The organism is Lutibacter holmesii (assembly GCF_042679665.1).
GTDB classification, from domain to species: Bacteria; Bacteroidota; Bacteroidia; order Flavobacteriales; family Flavobacteriaceae; genus Lutibacter; species Lutibacter holmesii.
Genome location: NZ_JBHTMV010000002.1, coordinates 100,761 through 119,967 on the forward strand (window position 1 = coordinate 100,761; position 19,207 = coordinate 119,967).

Consider the following 19,207-nt stretch of genomic DNA (forward strand, 5'->3'; position numbering starts at 1 on the left):
AAACCTATTCAAACTTTATAGATTTTACAGGATTTATTTTTGAAATAACTATTGATGGTAAAATAAGCATTACTAAACAAAGTACTAAAGTACCAATGTTTAGTAAAATTATATAGTTAAAATTTAAATATACAGGAACATTTGTTACGTAATAAGTTTCAGGATCTAATGTTATAATACCTGTATATTTTTGTATTAATAAAACCAATAAACCAATTAAATTACCCCAAAATAAACCTCTAATAATTAGGTAACCAGCATTGTATAAAAATACTTTTCTAATACTAACATTACTTGCCCCCATAGCTTTTAAAATACCAATCATTTGGGTACGCTCTAAAATTAGCACCAATAAAGCAGTTATCATATTAATACCTGCAACCAATACCATAATGGCAATTATTAAATAAATATTGTTATCAAATAAATTAATCCATTCAAAAATAGCTGGATATTTTTCAATAACACTTTGCGCATTTAACGTAGATCCGGTTTCAGTATAAACTTCACTACTTTTCAATTCTATTTCATCAAAATTTGAAATTAACACTTCAAAACCACCAACCTCTTGCACACTCCAACGGTTCATTTTTTGAATATGCCGAATATCAGCTATTACAAAATTCTCATCAAAATCCTGAAAACCTGTATTGTAAATACCAACTGCTTTTACAACTCTAAGCCAAGGAGCCTTTGAAGGATCTTCTTTCACAAAAAACACATTAAAAGAGTCGCCTAAATTTATTTGTAAACGATTTGAAATTTCTTGTGAAATTAAAACATCTGTAGAAACATCCTCTGAAAAATTAGGCAACTCACCTTGTACCAAATATTCTTTAAAGAAATCCCAATTATAATCTTCTGAAACTCCTTTAAAAATAATACCTTCAAAATCTGTTTCAGTTCTAATAATTCCTGCTTTAGTAGCAAAAACCTGTACATTATCAATGTTTTCTACAGATTTAAATTCAGGATAAAACTCTTGATTTTTTGAAACCGGTTCTAAGGTAATTTCAGAATAATTATTATCAAAATTTGTAATTTGGATATGACCGTTAAATCCTGATAGCTTTTCACGAATTTTTTGTTGTAAGCCAATTCCGGTTGCAATAGCAATCATCATAATAACAATCCCCAATGAAATAGCAATAATTGCAATTTTTATTATTGGAGATGATATACTACTTTTATGCTGTTTTGCAGCAATAATGCGCTTGGCAATAAATAACTCGTAATTCAATTTATAAATGATTTCTGAATTTTTCAAAAATACATATTTCTTCTTGGTTTTAACATTGTTTTTAAGCTTCATTTCTTGTGGTCAAAACAAAACTTCAAAATTAGAGAAACTAGTACAACAAAAACCAATAACAACTTCATTAAAAATAGAATCTGCAGCGCAACAAACTCAAGAATATGTTTCGCTTTTAAAAAACAAAAATATTGCTATTGTAGCCAATCAAACTTCAGTTATTTACAAAGAAGCTAATTCTTACACACACATAATTGACTCTTTATTACAATTAAATATTTCAATAAAAAAAGTTTTTTCTCCTGAGCACGGATTTCGAGGAAAAGCTGACGCGAGTGAAAAAGTTGCTGATGGAGTTGATGTAAAAACAGGATTGCCAATTGTTTCATTATATGGAAAAAACAAAAAGCCAACTTCCGAACAGCTAAAAAATATTGATATTGTTGTATTTGACATTCAAGATGTTGGTGTTCGTTTTTACACCTATATTTCTACCTTACACTGCGTAATGGAAGCTTGTGCTGAAAATAATATTCCTGTAATAGTTTTAGATAGACCTAATCCAAACGGACATTATATTGACGGACCCACACTACAAATAGAACATAAAAGTTTTGTTGGTATGCATCCTGTTCCGTTAGTTTACGGAATGACAATTGGTGAATATGCAACAATGATAAATGGTGAAAATTGGCTTAAAAACAACATAAAATGTGAGTTAACCGTTATTCCTTTAAAAAATTATACACACCAAAGTACATATCATTTAGCAATTCGCCCTTCACCAAATTTACCAAATGACAAAGCCATTAATTTGTACCCAAGTTTAGGCTTTTTTGAAGGAACAACTATAAATGCCGGACGAGGTACAGAATTTCAATTTCAACAATATGGCGCTCCATTTTTTCCAAAAAGTGATTTTTCATATACGCCTAAACCCAATTTTGGTTCAAAATACCCAAAACATTCTACCAAAATATGCTATGGAGTTGACTTAAAAGATGTGCAAAAATTAAATTCAATACATATAGAATGGCTAATTGATGCGTATACAAAAACGCCAAAAACCGAAAAATTCTTTGGTAGTACTTTTACCATTCATGCTGGAAACACAATTTTAGAACAGCAATTAAAAGATGGAATTTCAGCAAAAGAAATTAAAAATTCTTGGCAACCTGAAATTGAAGAATTCAAAAAGATTAGAAACAAATACTTGATTTATAACTAAACTATTCACTCTTTTTTATTAAATAATTTGCTTTTTTTAAGTAAGTATTAGAATTCAATTCGGCCAATTTTGAATAACTTTCGGTTGCTTTAGTTTCGTCCTTTTGAGTATGATAACAATAAAATTCAATATAATAATACAACGATTTATTTGATGCATCTATTTTTGGCAACGCTTTGTGTAAACCTTTTAAAACACTTTTACACGAACCACCATAAGCTTTGTTTAAAGCCATGAACAATTCTACCTTTTCTTTTAACGCTGGCTTATCTTTTGGCACAAATTTTAAACCTTCTTTAAAATAAGAATTACTGCTTCTCAAAAATGCCTTTTTTGATTCGCCTTTTAAAATAAAAGCACCATCTTGAAATTTTTGTGCAACTCTAACATTTGAGTAGGCATTTTCTTTATCTTTTTCTAAAATTGCCAAACCTTGATGCACAGCAGCCATATTAACTGAAAAACTTTCAAGCAAAGCTGTAATTTCTTTTTTATCCTTATACCCTACAGAAGTGTATAAAATATTTCCCCAACCGTCTAAAATTAAAATATGTGGAATTGCCCGTACATTATAAGTTCTAGCCAAACCAACATTTGCATCAATATCAATTTTAACAGGAACAAAATTATCCATAAGAGATTTAATATCTTCTTTACTCCAAACATTTTGATCCATTTCTTTACAAGGACCACACCAAAACGCCCAAAAATCGACTAAAATTGGTTTGTTAAGTGCTTGAGACATTTTTTTGGCATCATCAAAAGAGGTTAACCAATTGGTTGATGCTTTTAAGGAAGTTGAAAAACTACCAACAATAAGTAGAAGGCAAAGAATTTTTTTCATATTATTTTTTAATCAAAAATAATAAAACAGCTATTCTTTTGCTAATTTTTTCTTTAATTCTTCAACAATATTGTATACAGCAGGACAAATTTCTGTATTTTTTAAAGTTAAATCAGTTAATTGAATAAATTTTCGTCTATCAGTATGTGGGTATTCACTACAAGCTTTTGGACGTACATCATAAATAAAACAAGTATTATCAGTTTCATCAAAAAATGTACAAGGAGCAGTTTTTAATACATAAAAATCATCAGCATCTCTTTCTAAAAATTGCTCAATAAATTGTACAACTTTCATTTTCATAGATTTTGAAATGCGCTCAATATCTTTATTTGTAAAAATAGGACTCGTGGTTTTACAGCAATTTCCACACGTTAAGCAATCTGTTTTTTCAAACTCTTTAGCGTGTAAATCTTGCATTACAACATCTAAATTTTTAGGTGTTCTTTTCTTTAATTTAGAAAAATACTTTTTTGTTTCATTATATTTTTCTTTTGATAATTTTGGTAACTCTTTTAAAAACGCGTCCATCCCTTTAATTTTAAGCAAAAATACAATTTAAACTTTTAAAAAATGTGTACTTTTGCACTTCGAATTATTTAATTAAAATTATGCAACAAAATTTAGAACTAGCTGTAATAAAAGGCTTCCAAGAAATATACAACACAAACATTGATTCAGTTGAATTTCAAGCCACTAGAAAAGATTTTGAAGGTGACATTACAATTGTAGTTTTTGCTTTTTTACGTTATGTAAAAGGAAATCCGGTAGAAATTGGGACAAAAATTGGTGAATATTTAAAAGAAAATGTTGCTGAAGTAGCTAATTTTAACGTTGTAAAAGGTTTTTTAAATTTAGTTATTGATGATTCATACTTTATTTCTAGCTTCAACAGTATACTAAAAACAGAAAAATTTGGAATTGTTTCTCCTAATGAAGATGAAAAAGCTGTGATGGTAGAATACTCTTCTCCTAACACAAACAAGCCATTACATTTAGGTCACATTAGAAATAACTTATTAGGTTATTCTGTAGCAGAAATTATTGCTGCTTCTGGAAAAAAAGTATACAAAACGCAAATTATAAACGACCGTGGAATTCATATTTGTAAAAGTATGTTGGCTTGGCAACGCTTTGGAAACGGTGAAACGCCAGAAAGCACAGGATTAAAAGGTGATAAATTAGTAGGAAACTATTATGTGAAGTTTGACCAAGAATACAAGCAAGAAATTGCACAATTAATTGAACAAGGGAAAACAGAAGAAGAAGCAAAAAAACAAGCTCCTTTATTGTTAGAGGCACAAGCAATGTTACTAAAATGGGAAGCTGGTGATGAAGAAGTAGTTGCTTTATGGAAAACTATGAACCAATGGGTTTATGATGGTTTTGATAAAACTTACAGCGAATTAGGTGTAGATTTTGACAAAAATTATTTTGAAAGCAACACCTATTTATTAGGAAAAGATATTGTAGCAGAAGGATTAGAAAAAGGTGTATTCTTTAAAAAAGAAGATGGATCGGTTTGGATAGATTTAAGTGCTGAAGGCTTAGATGAAAAAATTGTATTGAGAGCAGACGGAACTGCTGTTTATATGACACAAGACATTGGAACTGCAATAGAACGTTTTAAAGATTTTGATTTAGATGAACTAGTTTATACCGTTGGAAATGAGCAAGATTACCATTTTAAAGTATTATTTTTAATTCTTAAAAAATTAGGTTTTGATTGGGCTGAAAATTTATACCACCTTTCTTACGGAATGGTAGATTTACCAAGTGGTAAAATGAAATCAAGAGAAGGAACAGTTGTTGATGCTGATGATTTGATGTTAGAAATGACAAATACAGCAAGAACTATTTCACAAGAATTAGGTAAACTAGAAGATTATTCAACTGAAGAAAAAGAAGAACTGTATAAAATGATTGGTTTAGGCGCACTAAAGTATTACATATTAAAAGTAGATCCTAAAAAAAGAATTTTGTTTGACCCTGAAGAATCTGTAGATTTTGCAGGAAACACGGGACCTTTTATTCAATATACTTACGCTAGAATTCAATCTATTTTAAGAAAAGCTACTTTTGATTACACAACTGAAATTACAACTATAAAATTGCACCAAAAAGAGCGTTCATTAATTAAGCAAGTGCAACTATTTCCAGAAATAATTCAAAGCGCAGCACAAAACCATAGTCCTGCTTTAATTGCAAACTATACCTATGAATTGGTAAAAGAATACAATTCATTTTACCAAACTGTTCCAATTTTAGGTTGCACCAATGAAGACGAAAAAATATTTAGAACTCAACTGTCTTCAAAAGTAAGTAAAGTTATAAAAGATGCATTTAAATTATTGGGAATTAGTGTTCCAAACAGAATGTAATTACTAACTTACAGCCTAAAAATTACGATATTATAAAAAAAGGAGTTAAAGAATTAACGAATTCTTAAATCAATTCCATTAAAAAATAATTAAATTTGCTGCGAAATTCAGCATTGAATATAAAAAATAAAAAGAAATGAAATACGACGTTATAATTATTGGTAGTGGTCCTGGAGGATATGTTACAGCTATTAGAGCATCGCAACTTGGTTTTAAAGTTGCCGTAATAGAAAAAGAAAATTTAGGTGGAATTTGCTTAAACTGGGGATGTATCCCTACAAAAGCATTGTTAAAAAGTGCTCAAGTTTATGATTACTTAAAACACGTAGATGAATATGGTTTAAAAGCCGAAGCTATTGATAAAGATTTTGAAGCCGTAGTTAAACGTAGTAGAAGTGTTGCTGAAGGAATGAGCAAAGGTGTTCAATTCTTAATGAAAAAGAACAAAATTGACGTTATTGACGGTTTTGGAAAAATAAAAACTGGTAAAAAAGTAGATGTTACTGCTGCTGATGGTACAGTAACTGAATATAGTGCAGATCATATTATTATTGCTACTGGGGCTCGCTCACGTGAGTTACCAAATTTACCACAAGATGGTAAAAAAGTAATTGGTTACCGCCAAGCAATGACTTTACCAAAACAACCTAAAAAAATGATTGTTGTTGGTTCTGGTGCTATTGGGGTTGAATTTGCACATTTTTACAACTCAATGGGAACTGATGTAACTATTGTTGAATTTATGCCAAATGTTGTTCCTGTAGAAGACATTGAAATTTCAAAACAATTTGAACGTGCCTTAAAAAAATCAGGAATTAAAGTAATGACAAATTCTTCTGTAGAATCTGTTGATACTTCTGGTAAAGGTGTAAAAGCAGTTGTAAAAACTAAAAAAGGAGAAGAAATTTTAGAAGCTGATATTGTATTATCTGCTGTTGGAATTAAATCAAACATTGAAAACATTGGATTAGAAGATGTTGGTATTGTGGTTGACCGAGATAAAATCTTAGTAAACGATTTTTACCAAACTAATATTCCTGGTTACTATGCAATTGGTGATGTTGTTCCTGGGCAAGCTTTAGCACACGTTGCTTCTGCTGAAGGAATTACTTGTGTTGAAAAAATTGCAGGTTTACATACTGAAAAAATTGACTACGGAAATGTTCCTGGTTGTACATACGCAACTCCAGAAATTGCAAGTGTTGGTTTAACTGAAGCCAAAGCAATTGAAGCTGGTTACGAAATAAAAGTTGGAAAATTCCCATTCTCAGCATCAGGTAAAGCAAAAGCTGCAGGAACTCCTGATGGTTTTGTAAAAGTAATTTTTGATGCTAAATACGGTGAATGGTTAGGTTGCCATATGATTGGAGCTGGTGTTACTGATATGATTGCTGAAGCTGTTTTAGGTAGAAAATTAGAAACTACAGGTCATGAAGTTTTAAAAGCAATTCACCCTCACCCAACTATGAGTGAAGCTGTAATGGAAGCTGTAGCAGCGGCTTATGATGAAGTAATTCACTTATAAAAAATAAGTTAAAAATAAAAAAAAGTCCAAACCTAACAGTTTGGACTTTTTTATTTTAAAACCTTTAATTCTTCAATGAAGATTTTAGTATATTTGAGCTTTTACAAATTAAATCAATACTATTATTTATGAAAATTTTAAAATTCACATTGTTGTTAATTGCCGTTTTAACAATTTCATGTAAAAATGATAAACCTAAAACTGTAAATTCTAAAAATACAGCTAATAAAGTACAACATTATATTTGTGAAAATAATTGTGAAAATAGCGGAGGCGATGTTGCCGGAAACTGTCCAGTTTGTAATAACCCGTATCTTCACAATACAGCATATCACGCTAATGATTTACTAAAAGCAGGTCCAATTAAAGTTGAAAGTAACGCTACAAATCCAAGTAAAGCAATTGTACCAGCACCAATAAATGCACCAAGCCCTGCACAAAATGCAAATGGAGTGTTCCACTACACTTGTTCAAATGGTTGCCCTGGAGGATCAGGAAGTGCAACAAACTGTAAATCTTGTGGTACTACTTTAGTTCACAATCAATTATATCATAATTAAAATATAGCAAAACATATATGGCATTTTCACTTTCAAAATTATTTAAACCAAAACCAACGGTTGACGCTTCAGAATTATTAAATCAAATTAATTATACTGAAGGTACTAAATTTGCTGAATGTGCTACACATGTTTTATATGCTGATGTTGAAGAATTAGGAGGTTTCCCATATTTAAAAACAACATTATTTGGAATTGATGAAATTAATATTAGAAGAGTTGGTTGTTCAATTTCATATATTTTTCAAAATGAAACACTCACATTTACTTCAGATAATACGACTATAGAATCACACCAAATACAACGTTCTGGGATTTATTTTACACCTGTAGATTTTGAATTAACTGATGAAGAAGCTTCAAAAATTAAAACAAATAAGCTTGTTGAAATTGAATTCAAATACAAAAAAAATACAATTCATTTAAAGCCTATTTAATATTCAATAATTGTAAATTCTAATTTTAAAGGATCTAAAGCATCTAATAACATAGGAATTAAAGTATTACCCAAATTCGCATAAACTTCTGAAAAATTGCGAGTTCTCTCTTCCAAACTTTGATTTGGAAATAGTTGATCTTGCAACATTTTAATACGTGTTACTTGATCTTTTAATTTACGTTTTTGAGCCTTTAACAACCGTTTTTCTAAATAAGCTAAGCCATTTAATTGTTTTTGCTCTTGTGCATTTACAGCCCCAATAAATGAAACATCTGTTTTAGCAGCAACCTCTTTTAAATGTTTAAATTGCTCTTGTAAAAAATTGTTTTGTTGGGTGAAATCAATTGAAACTTCTGAAAGTTCTTTAACTTTTTTAGTTATTAATTCTTCTTGTTTACAAAACACTTCAGAAAGAGTTATATTCAATTTATTTAGTTTTGATAATTGTTTATTTGAAGCTAACAATACCGAGTTACGTAACAATAAAATTGGAAAAGGAGTTTTAACAGCTTCAAAATAGGCTTTTAACTGAAACCAATAAGCAATCTCTCCACCTCCGCCAATATAACAAAGGTTAGGTAAAATTCTTTCTTGGTACAGCGGACGCATAATTACATTTGGACTAAACCTTTCTGGATGAGTTTGTAATTCACCTAAAATTTCGGTTTCTGAAAATGAAATAGTTGTATTATTAATTTTGAATTGATTGTTTTCAAACACAATACGTTCACGCAAATTGTCTTTCAAATAAAACAAATTCAATGCTCTTGGATTCACCTGAATTTTATAGTTTTTACTTAACTGTTCATTTGTTTCTGTTACTTTTTTAAAAGATGTATGTTGTAACAATTCATTTTTTACAATAGGTGAAAATTCTTTTTTTAAAGCAATATCATCACCATCAATAATAACTAAACCGTATTCACCAAAAAGTTCATTCACCAAATAACGTGTTGCATCAGTTAAATTTTCATGTGCAACATATGCATTCTTAAATAATTCTATTAACTTCTTTTCATTAGTTGAATTACCTAATTCTTCTTTAAAAACATCTAAAACTTTATCAAAATCAGTTGTTTTTAAACGCCCAACAGCTCCACTACTCTCTCTTTCCCAAGCTATTTTTTTGCCTTTAAAATTAAAATAATTGATTTCTTCAAAATCGTGATCTTCAGTTGCCATCCAATAAACGGGCACAAAGTTTTTATTTGGAAATTCCGCTGCTAACTGTTTTGTTAAATTAATAGTTGAAGCAATTTTGTATAAAAAATACAGCGGTCCTGTAAATATATTTAATTGGTGGCCAGTGATAACTGTAAACGTATTCTCTACTTCTAATTGTTCAATATTAATTTGTGTTTTCTCAGAAATCTCAGTTGAGATATATTGATTTTTAAGAGATTCAACTAAAACTTTTCTAGTTTTTAAACTAAATTCATTTTTAAGATTTATTTGATTTTTAAACCCTTCTATGTTTGGAAAATTTCCATAAAAACTTGCTAATTCTTGATTTTCATCAAGATAATCATTCATTAATTTTGAAAAATAGCCTGTTTGTTGAAAAGGAATATGATGTAATTTCATAAATATTTATGCAATTCTTTTAAATAATGTGTACACAAATTCTCTTGTATTTCCTGAGGGTTGTGTATATGTATAATTGAACGATTTTAGTAAAGTAAAGTTCGGTCCTAAATAATTTTGTAACATTTCAGCATTATAATTATAAACCGGTAAGCCACAACATTTTTTGGCTCCTTCTAAATTAAACTCTGCCAAAATTACAAAACCTTCTACATTAACAACTTTTTTTAACAACTTAAAATAGGCCAATCGTTGCTCTTCTTGGGTAAAAAAATGTAAAACTGCACGGTCATGCCAAAGATCAACATTTTTTAACTCTAATAATGACGTTGGTTTTGTTAAATCATCAACAATAAAAGTGACATTTGAATGGTTGTGTGTAGATAAATTATTTTTTAATTCAAGTAATGCAGAAACAGAAATGTCATTTACAACAATATTAGAAAACCCATCATTCAATAAACACTCAATTAAGGTACTTGCTCCTGCTCCTGCATTAAAAATTAAAGCATCATCTGGCAAATAACAAGAACCTATGAGCTCTAATGAAGCTGTTGGACTTTCCTCATACCATCCTAAACTTTTTACAGGTATTTTTCGATATGTATCATTCCAATGACTTTCAAAATCATATGCTGATTCATTCTTACTATCCATTACTTTGAGTGTTAATTTTTATAAAAATAATAAATTTAAATAGTTTGTCGTATAACAATAAAATATCTAACATTATTTTAACTAAAATACGAATTTGCCATTAATTTGCTTATAAAACTCATTTTTTTTATCTAAAGTTTAATTATATTTGATGCTTAATAAAAATCATTCATGAAAAAATTTATCATCCTCACATTTGCAATTCTTTGCACAACACTTACACTAAAATCCCAAACTATTAAATCTCCATCTGAATTTTTAGGCTATGAATTGGGAACTCGTTTTACAAGACATCATCAAGTTGTAAATTACTTTAATTATGTAAGTGATTCTTCAAAATCTGTTGATTTAAAAAAATATGGTGAAACAAATGAAAATCGTCCTTTGTTACTTTCGTATATTTCTTCAGAAGAAAACATTAAAAACCTTGAAGCAATTAGACTTGACAATTTAAAAAGAACAGGAATAGTTGAAGGTACTCCGTCTACCAGTGTGCCAATTATTTGGTTAAGCTATAATGTTCACGGAAACGAAGCTTCTAGTTCTGAGGCCGCTATGTTAACATTGTACAAATTAATTACTAAAAAACAAGAATGGCTTAAAACAGCTGTAATTATAATTGACCCTTGTTTAAACCCAGATGGTAGAGATAGATATGTTAACTGGTACAATCAATATCAAAATACACCATACAATCCAAATCCTGTGGCTTATGAACATCATGAACCTTGGCCAGGAGGAAGACCAAACCACTATTTATTTGATTTAAATAGAGATTGGGCTTGGATTAGTCAAGTTGAAAGTGCACAACGTTTGGCACAATACAATAAATGGATGCCACAAATACATGTTGATTTCCATGAACAAGGTTACGAAAGTCCTTATTATTTTGCACCGGCTGCTGAACCTTTTCACGAGGTAATTACAGATTGGCAAAGAGATTTTCAAACGGAGATTGGTAAAAATCACGCAAAATACTTTGACAAAGAAGGTTGGAGATATTTTTCTAAAGAGCGTTTTGATTTATTATACCCTAGTTATGGAGATACCTACCCAACATATATGGGTGCCATTGGTATGACCTATGAACAAGCCGGACACGGAATGGCCGGATTAGGGATTTCTCTTGAAAATGGTCAAGAATTAACCTTACTTGACAGACTTACACACCATACTGTTACAGGTTTATCTACTATTGAAATTACCATTAAAAATGCTGATAAATTAATTGATGAGTATGAAAAGTTCTTTAAAGTTCAAGATACCTATAAAACGAAAAGCTATATTCTAAAAAATAACTCTAAGAATATTAAAAGTTTATTGGCTCTTTTAGATGCGCATGAAATTAACTATTACGCAGCTAATAATACAACAGTAAAAGGGTTTGACTACAATTCAATGGAATCTAAATCTGTAAAGATTACTGAAGATGACATTGTTATTCCTGTGAACCAACCAAAAGGAACTATGGTTAAAGTGTTATTTGAACAAAATGCCGCTTTAGAAAACCCATTAACTTATGATATTACCGCGTGGAGTTTACCTTATGCTTATGGTATAAACTGTATTGCAAGTACAACCAATCCAAGTTCTAATACAGCATATAAATTAGAAGATTTTACTGCAAATACGAGTGATATAAATGCGTATGCTTACATTACTAAATGGAACGAAGTTGCTGATGCAACTTTTTTAGCGGAATTATTAAAAAATAAGTTTAATGTTAGATTTAGTGAGGTAGATTTTGAAGTTGCTGGTAACAAATACAGCAAAGGTTCACTAATTGTAATGAGAGGTGAAAATACACACCTAACAGATTTTGATACAACAATTGTTGAAATTGCTAATAAAAACAACCAACTTTTAAACTCAGCTTCAACTGGTTTTGTAAATAGTGGTTCAGATTTTGGTTCATCTAATGTTGCTTTAATTAAAGCTAAAAAGGTTGCATTAATTGGTGGTGAAGGAACTTCTTCACTTAATTTTGGTGAAATATGGCACTTTTTTGAAACACAATTAAAGTATCCTGTTAATGTTTTAAACACTGCTGGATTAAACAGAATTAATTTAAGTGATTTTGACGTTTTAATTTTACCTATTGATTATAGAGCTTCTAAAGGACAACTTGCTAAAATAACTGAGTATGTTACCAAAGGTGGTACTGTAATTTCACTTGGAAATGCAGCAAATAATTTTGCTGATAAAGAAGGATTTTCGTTAACTTCAAAATCTAAAGAGGATAAAGAAGAGGAAAAGTCACCAAATTTAACTCCGTACAATAAAAGAGAAGCAGAATATATTAAAGAAGCTATTACAGGAAGTATTTTTAAAAGTAATGTTGATGAATCACACCCGTTGGCTTTTGGATATACTGACACCTATTTTTCATTAAAATTAGGTGCTAAAAATTACAACTTATTAGAAAATGGAGCTAATATTGCTTATTTACCTGAAAACACAAAACCTATTTCTGGTTATGCGGGTGAATACGCCTTAGAAAACGTTCCTAATTCGTTACTATTTGGAATTGAAAGAAAAGGTAGAGGAAAAATTGTTTATATGGTAGACAATCCTTTATTTAGAAGTTTTTGGCAAAACGGAAAATTATTCTTTGCCAATGCTGTATTTTTAAACTAGGTATTGACATTCATAAAAAAAGCGAGCATTTAGCTCGCTTTTTTTGTTTAATATAATTTCGTCTTAAGTAGGTTCTCCGTATAAATCAAATTCTGTAGCCGAAGTAATTTTTATGTTTGCAAATTTACCAACTTGCACATAATGCTTAGTAGCATCAATTAACACTTCATTATCCACATCAGCAGAGTCAAATTCAGTTCTTCCAACAAACTCATTTCCGTCTTTTCTATCAATTAGAACTTTATATGTTTTTCCTACTTTCTCTTGATTCAAATCAAAAGATATTTGACTTTGAATCTCCATAATATCATTCACACGCTGTTGTTTTACATCTTCAGGAACATCATCAACTAAAGTAGCTGCGTGTGTATTTTCTTCGTGCGAATACGCAAAAGCACCTAATCTTTCAAACTTCATTTCTTGAACCCAATCTTTTAGCTCTTGAAAAGCAGCTTCTGTTTCACCAGGATATCCAACAATTAAAGTGGTTCTAATAGCCATATCTGGAACAGATTTTCTAAACTCCTTAATTAAATTGGTTGTTTTTTCATGTGAAGTACCACGACGCATAGATTTTAAAACCTCATCATTAATATGCTGTAAAGGAATGTCTAAATAATTACAAACTTTTTCTTCATTTTTAATGACTTCTAAAACGTCTAATGGAAATCCTGTTGGAAATGCATAATGCAAACGAATCCATTCAATTCCATCAATTTTTACTAATTCTTTTAATAAATCAGCCAAAGCACGTTTCTTATAAATATCTAATCCGTAATATGTTAAATCTTGCGCAATTAAAATTAGTTCTTTAATTCCTTTTTTTGCCAACTTAGTAGCTTCAACAACTAAATCTTCTATAGGAGTAGAAATGTGTTTTCCTCTCATTAAAGGGATGGCACAAAACGAACAAGGACGATCACAGCCTTCGGCAATTTTTAAATATGCATAATGTGTAGGTGTTGTGGTTAAACGCTCTCCTACTAGCTCATGCTTATAATCAGCATCTAAAACCTTTAGCAAATTTGGTAAATCATGTGTTCCAAAATACTCATCTACATCTGGAATTTCTTTTTGCAAATCTGGCTTGTAACGTTCACTTAAACAACCAGATACGTAAACTCTATCAACTTCACCTAATTCTTTTTTATTTACATAATGTAAAATTGTATTGATAGATTCTTCTTTAGCATCACCAATAAAACCACAAGTATTGATAACTACAATGTTTCCATCATCGTTCTCATCTTCGTGCACTACATTTTTATCATTTGCTTTCAGTTGTCCCATTAAAACTTCACTATCGTAAACGTTTTTAGAACATCCTAAAGTCACTACATTTATTTTATTTTCTTTCTTAGTTTTAGTACGCACAAATTTTGTATTTTGAATTTTATTTTTTGCAAAAGTAATCAAACCTTTTTAATAAATTTTAGTCTTATTCATATATCGTTTTTTTATGAAAATGTTTCCTTCAATAATATTACTGTTATTACTCATAATTTCTTGTTCAAAAAGTGAAGAACCGCAGAAAATTGATACTGAATTGTATTTTCCATCAACAACAAGCAATACTTGGGAAACTGTTTCTGCAGAATCACTTGGTTGGAATACCACTGAAATTGACCCGTTATTAAGCTTTTTAGAAGAAAAAAATACCAAAGGATTTATTGTTTTATATAACGGACGCATAGTACTAGAAAACTACTTCAACAATCACTCTGAAAATTCAACTTGGTATTGGGCAAGTGCAGGTAAAACATTAACATCTATAATGACCGGAATTGCTGAAGAGCAAGGCTTTTTAGACATCAATAAACCTGTTTCTACCTATTTAGGTACTAGCTGGACAAGTATTAATTTAGATAAAGAAATACTTATTACTCCAAAACATTTACTTACAATGACTTCAGGTTTAGATGATAGTTTGGGTGATAATGTAGCTCCTGAAAATTTAAAATATGCTGCAGATGCTGGTTTTCGGTGGGCCTATCACAATGTGTATGTAAAACTTCAACAGATAATTGAAGTAACCACTTCTCAAACATTTTCTAATTATTTTTCCGAACAATTGAAAAATAAAATTGGAATGACAGGAACATGGATTCAATTAAATGATTTAAGCGTGTATTGGAGCAATACAAGAAGTATGGCTAAATTTGGATTACTTGCGCTGAATAATGGTGTTTGGGATTCAACACGTATCATTAATTCTAATTACTTTAACCGATCAATACAAACATCTCAAACTATTAATAATGCTTACGGTTACCTATGGTGGTTAAACGGAAAAGAAAATTACCACTTGCCGCAATCACAATATGAATTTCAAGGTAGTTTAATTCCAAATACACCTACAGATATGTACGCAGCTTTGGGTAAAAATGATCAAAAAATATATGTTGTTCCAAGTAAAAAATTAGTAATTATACGAATGGGAGAAAGTGCTGCTAACAGCAATTTTGCAGTTTCAACATTTGATTATGATTTATGGGAGAAAATTAATTTAGTCATAAATTAAGCTAAATATCTTAAAGATTCTGAATAAAAAAAGGCTGTTTTAAAAATTTAAAACAGCCTTTTTTTTTTGCAATATTTATTTATTGTTATTTGAAGAATGAATCTACAAACTCAATTTTATTAAAAACTTGTAAATCATCAATTCCTTCACCAACACCAATATATTTTACTGGAATTTGAAATTGATCAGAAATTCCAATAACAACACCACCTTTTGCAGTACCATCTAATTTAGTAACGGCTAATGAAGTTACTTCTGTAGCTTTAGTAAATTGTTTAGCTTGCTCAAATGCATTTTGACCAGTAGAACCATCTAACACTAACAAAACATCATGCGGAGCATCATCAACTACTTTCTGCATAACACGTTTAATCTTTGTCAACTCATTCATTAAGTTAACTTTGTTGTGTAACCTACCAGCTGTGTCAATAATAATAACATCTGCATCTTGAGAAACACCTGATTTGATAGTATCATACGCAACTGAAGCCGGATCACTTCCCATTTCTTGCCTAACAATAGGAACACCTACTCTATCTGCCCAAACTTGTAATTGGTCAATTGCTGCAGCTCTAAACGTATCAGCAGCACCTAAAACAACTTTGTAACCACCTTTTTTAAATTGTGATGCCAGTTTACCAATAGTTGTAGTTTTTCCTACACCATTTACACCAACCACCATAATTACGTGAGGTTTTTTACCTGAAGGAATTTTAAACTCAGTTTCGTTACCAATATTGGTTTCTGCTAATAAGCCTGCTATTTCTTCTCTAAGTATTGAATTTAACTCGTCTGTACCTAAATATTTATCTTTGGCAACGCGTTCTTCAATTCTTTCAATAACTTTTAACGTAGTTTCAACACCAACATCTGATGATACCAAAACTTCTTCTAAATTATCTAATACGTCATCATCAACCTTTGTTTTACCTGCGACAGCTTTAGATAATTTTGAAAAAAAAGATGTTTTAGATTTTTCTAAACCTTTATCTAAAGTTTCTTTTTTTTCCTTTGAAAATATTCTTTTAAATAAACTCATTTCTTTAGTATTAATATGGTAAATATAAAAAAGAAAAGCTACTCTCTATAAAGAAAGTAGCTTGAATATGTTTTTATGAACAAAAATTTATTTTTTGTTTAAAAAGTCTTTTACATTTGCTGGATCCATAATAGCTTCAACAAAAGTATAAGCTCCTGTTTTTGGAGACTTTACCATTTTGATAGCTTTACTTAATCTTTTAGATCCTGTTTGTAACGATGCTACTGATTTCTTTGCCATGGTCCTATATTATTTAATTTCTTTATGAACAGTCATTTTCTTCAAGATAGGATTGAATTTTTTAATTTCCATTCTATCAGGTGTATTCTTTTTATTCTTCGTAGTAATATATCTAGAAGTTCCTGCTTTACCAGAAGCTTTGTGCTCTGTACACTCTAAAATTACTTGGATTCTATTTCCTTTAGCCTTTGCCATTTCCTAATATAATTATTTTTTTAAAAAACCTTTTTCTCTTGCCTCTTTAATAACAGCAGAAATTCCTTTCTTGTTGATATTCTTTAAAGCTGATGTAGCAACTCTTAAAGTTACCCACTTATCTTCTTCAGGAATATAAAAACGCTTCTTTACTAAGTTAGCGTCAAATTTTCTTTTTGTTCTATTCAATGCGTGAGAAACATTGTTTCCAACCATTGCTTTTTTTCCAGTAAGTTCACAAACTCTTGACATAATTCTTTACCTTATTTAATGTATTCTCAAAACGAGATGCAAAATTAAATTTTTAAAACGTAATACACAAACTTATTTCACTAGTTTTTTAAAATTTCTTTTCGAAGGATTTCCAACGCCTTATTTGAAGTCCGTTCAATTACCTTTTCTCTTGGTTTTCCAAAGTTAAATTCTTGCGAAAAAATGCCATTTGGCGTAGCTATCGCAATATAAACTACACCTACTGTTTTATCGGTTAAATCTGTTGTAGGCCCAGCATTACCAGTAGTTGCAATCGCATAGTCTGTTTTAAATTTTTGCTGAATTCCTTTCGCCATAGCTTCAGCCACTTCTGCACTTACTACCGTATGCTTTGCTATTAAATTTTCATTAACTTGTAATTCATTAATTTTAATAGAAGCGTGATATGCAACCACAGAACCTACAAAATACTTTGAAGATCCCGGAATTGAGGTAATCATTTTGGCAATATTTCCTCCTGTACAACTTTCTGCCGTCGCTAAAGTCTTCTTTTTTTCAGTAAGTAATTTCCCAATTACAGTTTCTAAATTCTCACTTTCTTCAAAACCAACAATAATATCACCAATAATTTTAACTAAAGCATCTACTTCTTTAGAAATTGCGTTCTCCAAAACTTCTTTATTTGATCCTTTTGCTGTTAAACGTAATTTAACTTTCCCAAATGAAGGTAAATAAGCTAAACTTATGCATTTAGGCAGGTTTATTTCCCAATTTTCAATTTTCTCAGCTAGCATACTTTCTCCCATTCCATAGGTTAAAATATTTTGATGTACTATATAAGGTAATTCAAATGTTGTAGATAATTTAGGTAATACACTATTCAACATTAAACCTTTCATTTCATGAGGCACACCAGCTAAAGAAACTAAAACTTTATTATTGGTGTGAAACCACATACCAGGAGCAGTACCTAACTCATTTTTAAGAGCAATACATTTTGAAGGTACTAGCGCTTGATTTTTATTCATTTCTGTAAATGGATAATTCATTTTTTTAAACATTGCTTCAATATGGGCTGCAATGTCTTCATTAAAAATAAATTCATCATTAAAATATTCTGCTAACGATACTTTGGTAATATCGTCTTTAGTTGGCCCTAAGCCACCCGTAACAATAACTATTTCACAATTAGATTGCGCTTCTTTTAAAGCTTTTAAAATATGTTCTTTCTCATCTTGAATAGATGTAATTTGGTATACTGAAATTCCAATAGTGTTTAATTGTTCAGCTATCCATTTAGAATTTGAATCTAATATTTGACCAATTAAAATTTCATCTCCAATTGTAATTATTTCTGCTTGCATTTATCTTTAATAATTTGTGCTAAATGTACAACTTCAACGCAACCTTTTCAACTTATTCACATCTTATATACATACCTACTAAATTAACTACGAAAAGCTATGACAACTAAAACCCAGTTAACAGACAACCAACTTCTTGAAAGAATTGAAGAATGTACGTTAGATCCATCAGATTTCACGCATGAAACTTTACTACGATTAACTTGGATATTAATTAACAAGTACGGATTAAACGAAGCCATTTTAAAAAATACTGAAATCAAACAAAATTATTACAAAACAGCATTAAGTAGTGATAAGTTTAATATTACGTTAACAAAAGCGTATACTGAAATTTTACATCATTTTATGGAGCGTTCTTCAACAAATGATTTTGAAAAACTATTACGCGAATTTCCTAGATTAAAGTATAATTTTAAAAATCTAGTAAAAACTCATTACGGTTACAATATTTTAAAAGAACATAGAAAAGAGGAACCTAAAATAAATGGGAAACCTATTTTATTTACCTTTTAAGTACCTCTTTAA

Annotated in this window: 19 protein-coding genes; 8 read left to right on the forward strand and 11 right to left on the reverse strand. The window is 30.0% G+C overall.

Going from position 1 to position 19,207, the window contains the following annotated elements:
* Positions 1-4: 4 nt before the first annotated feature.
* A complete protein-coding gene (locus ACFQ5N_RS01625) occupies positions 5-1,240 on the reverse strand; it encodes an ABC transporter permease (protein ID WP_386807556.1) in 1,236 nt (411 codons plus the stop codon).
* A 7-nt stretch (positions 1,241-1,247) separates the two neighbouring features.
* On the opposite strand from ACFQ5N_RS01625, the gene ACFQ5N_RS01630 reads away from it, so the two are divergent.
* A complete protein-coding gene (locus ACFQ5N_RS01630) occupies positions 1,248-2,480 on the forward strand; it encodes an exo-beta-N-acetylmuramidase NamZ family protein (RefSeq protein WP_386807175.1) in 1,233 nt (410 codons plus the stop codon).
* Position 2,481: 1 nt separating this feature from the next.
* On the opposite strand, the gene ACFQ5N_RS01635 is transcribed toward ACFQ5N_RS01630, so the two are convergent.
* Positions 2,482-3,324 (reverse strand): thioredoxin family protein, encoded by an 843-nt coding sequence (locus ACFQ5N_RS01635; protein ID WP_386807177.1) that lies wholly within the window; start codon positions 3,322-3,324, stop codon positions 2,482-2,484.
* Between the two features lie 30 nt (positions 3,325-3,354).
* Positions 3,355-3,855 carry a YkgJ family cysteine cluster protein gene (locus tag ACFQ5N_RS01640; protein WP_386807178.1) on the reverse strand — a complete coding sequence of 167 codons (501 nt, stop codon included), beginning with the start codon at positions 3,853-3,855 and terminating at the stop codon, positions 3,355-3,357.
* Between the two features lie 80 nt (positions 3,856-3,935).
* On the opposite strand from ACFQ5N_RS01640, the gene argS reads away from it, so the two are divergent.
* From argS to ACFQ5N_RS01660, 4 genes are all read left to right on the forward strand, one after another.
* On the forward strand, positions 3,936-5,705 hold the full coding sequence (argS, locus tag ACFQ5N_RS01645; protein ID WP_386807179.1) for an arginine--tRNA ligase: 1,770 nt from the start codon (positions 3,936-3,938) through the stop codon (positions 5,703-5,705).
* Between the two features lie 136 nt (positions 5,706-5,841).
* On the forward strand, positions 5,842-7,230 hold the full coding sequence (gene lpdA / locus ACFQ5N_RS01650) for a dihydrolipoyl dehydrogenase (protein ID WP_386807181.1): 1,389 nt from the start codon (positions 5,842-5,844) through the stop codon (positions 7,228-7,230).
* 128 nt (positions 7,231-7,358) lie between these two features.
* Positions 7,359-7,790, forward strand: a complete 432-nt coding sequence (locus ACFQ5N_RS01655; RefSeq protein ID WP_386807182.1) for a hypothetical protein — start codon at positions 7,359-7,361, stop codon at positions 7,788-7,790.
* A gap of 17 nt (positions 7,791-7,807) precedes the next feature.
* Entirely contained in the window at positions 7,808-8,227 is a 420-nt protein-coding gene (locus tag ACFQ5N_RS01660; protein WP_386807183.1) for a hypothetical protein, read from the forward strand.
* Here ACFQ5N_RS01660 and bshC read toward each other — a convergent pair.
* Positions 8,224-9,813: a bacillithiol biosynthesis cysteine-adding enzyme BshC gene (gene bshC / locus ACFQ5N_RS01665; RefSeq protein WP_386807184.1), complete on the reverse strand. Its 1,590-nt coding sequence runs from the start codon at positions 9,811-9,813 to the stop codon at positions 8,224-8,226. The genes ACFQ5N_RS01660 and bshC overlap by 4 nt on opposite strands.
* Positions 9,814-9,819: 6 nt before the next feature.
* Positions 9,820-10,470, reverse strand: coding sequence for a methyltransferase domain-containing protein (locus tag ACFQ5N_RS01670; protein ID WP_386807185.1), 651 nt, complete (start codon positions 10,468-10,470; stop codon positions 9,820-9,822).
* A gap of 171 nt (positions 10,471-10,641) precedes the next feature.
* On the opposite strand from ACFQ5N_RS01670, the gene ACFQ5N_RS01675 reads away from it, so the two are divergent.
* On the forward strand, positions 10,642-13,107 hold the full coding sequence (locus ACFQ5N_RS01675; RefSeq protein WP_386807186.1) for a M14 family metallopeptidase: 2,466 nt from the start codon (positions 10,642-10,644) through the stop codon (positions 13,105-13,107).
* Between the two features lie 63 nt (positions 13,108-13,170).
* Here the strand turns inward: ACFQ5N_RS01675 and rimO are convergent, their stop codons facing one another.
* Positions 13,171-14,481: a 30S ribosomal protein S12 methylthiotransferase RimO gene (gene rimO / locus ACFQ5N_RS01680; protein ID WP_386807187.1), complete on the reverse strand. Its 1,311-nt coding sequence runs from the start codon at positions 14,479-14,481 to the stop codon at positions 13,171-13,173.
* 85 nt (positions 14,482-14,566) lie between these two features.
* Here rimO and ACFQ5N_RS01685 point away from each other — a divergent pair, with 85 nt between their 5' ends.
* Positions 14,567-15,628, forward strand: a complete 1,062-nt coding sequence (locus ACFQ5N_RS01685; protein ID WP_386807188.1) for a serine hydrolase domain-containing protein — start codon at positions 14,567-14,569, stop codon at positions 15,626-15,628.
* An 85-nt stretch (positions 15,629-15,713) separates the two neighbouring features.
* Here the strand turns inward: ACFQ5N_RS01685 and ftsY are convergent, their stop codons facing one another.
* The 5 genes from ftsY to ACFQ5N_RS01710 form a co-directional block, all read right to left on the reverse strand.
* Positions 15,714-16,667, reverse strand: a complete 954-nt coding sequence (gene ftsY / locus ACFQ5N_RS01690) for a signal recognition particle-docking protein FtsY (RefSeq protein ID WP_386807189.1) — start codon at positions 16,665-16,667, stop codon at positions 15,714-15,716.
* An 87-nt stretch (positions 16,668-16,754) separates the two neighbouring features.
* Positions 16,755-16,907 carry a DUF4295 domain-containing protein gene (locus ACFQ5N_RS01695; RefSeq protein ID WP_386807190.1) on the reverse strand — a complete coding sequence of 51 codons (153 nt, stop codon included), beginning with the start codon at positions 16,905-16,907 and terminating at the stop codon, positions 16,755-16,757.
* A gap of 9 nt (positions 16,908-16,916) precedes the next feature.
* The gene (gene rpmG / locus ACFQ5N_RS01700) at positions 16,917-17,102 is read right to left on the reverse strand and encodes a 50S ribosomal protein L33 (RefSeq protein ID WP_089381855.1); all 186 of its coding nucleotides are present in this window, start codon (positions 17,100-17,102) and stop codon (positions 16,917-16,919) included.
* 12 nt (positions 17,103-17,114) lie between these two features.
* Entirely contained in the window at positions 17,115-17,354 is a 240-nt protein-coding gene (gene rpmB / locus ACFQ5N_RS01705; RefSeq protein WP_386807192.1) for a 50S ribosomal protein L28, read from the reverse strand.
* 80 nt (positions 17,355-17,434) lie between these two features.
* A complete protein-coding gene (locus ACFQ5N_RS01710; protein WP_386807193.1) occupies positions 17,435-18,679 on the reverse strand; it encodes a competence/damage-inducible protein A in 1,245 nt (414 codons plus the stop codon).
* A gap of 99 nt (positions 18,680-18,778) precedes the next feature.
* Between ACFQ5N_RS01710 and ACFQ5N_RS01715 the strand changes: the two genes are divergently transcribed.
* Complete coding sequence (locus tag ACFQ5N_RS01715) at positions 18,779-19,195, forward strand: hypothetical protein (RefSeq protein ID WP_386807195.1); 417 nt, start codon at positions 18,779-18,781, stop codon at positions 19,193-19,195.
* Positions 19,196-19,207 lie beyond the last annotated feature (12 nt).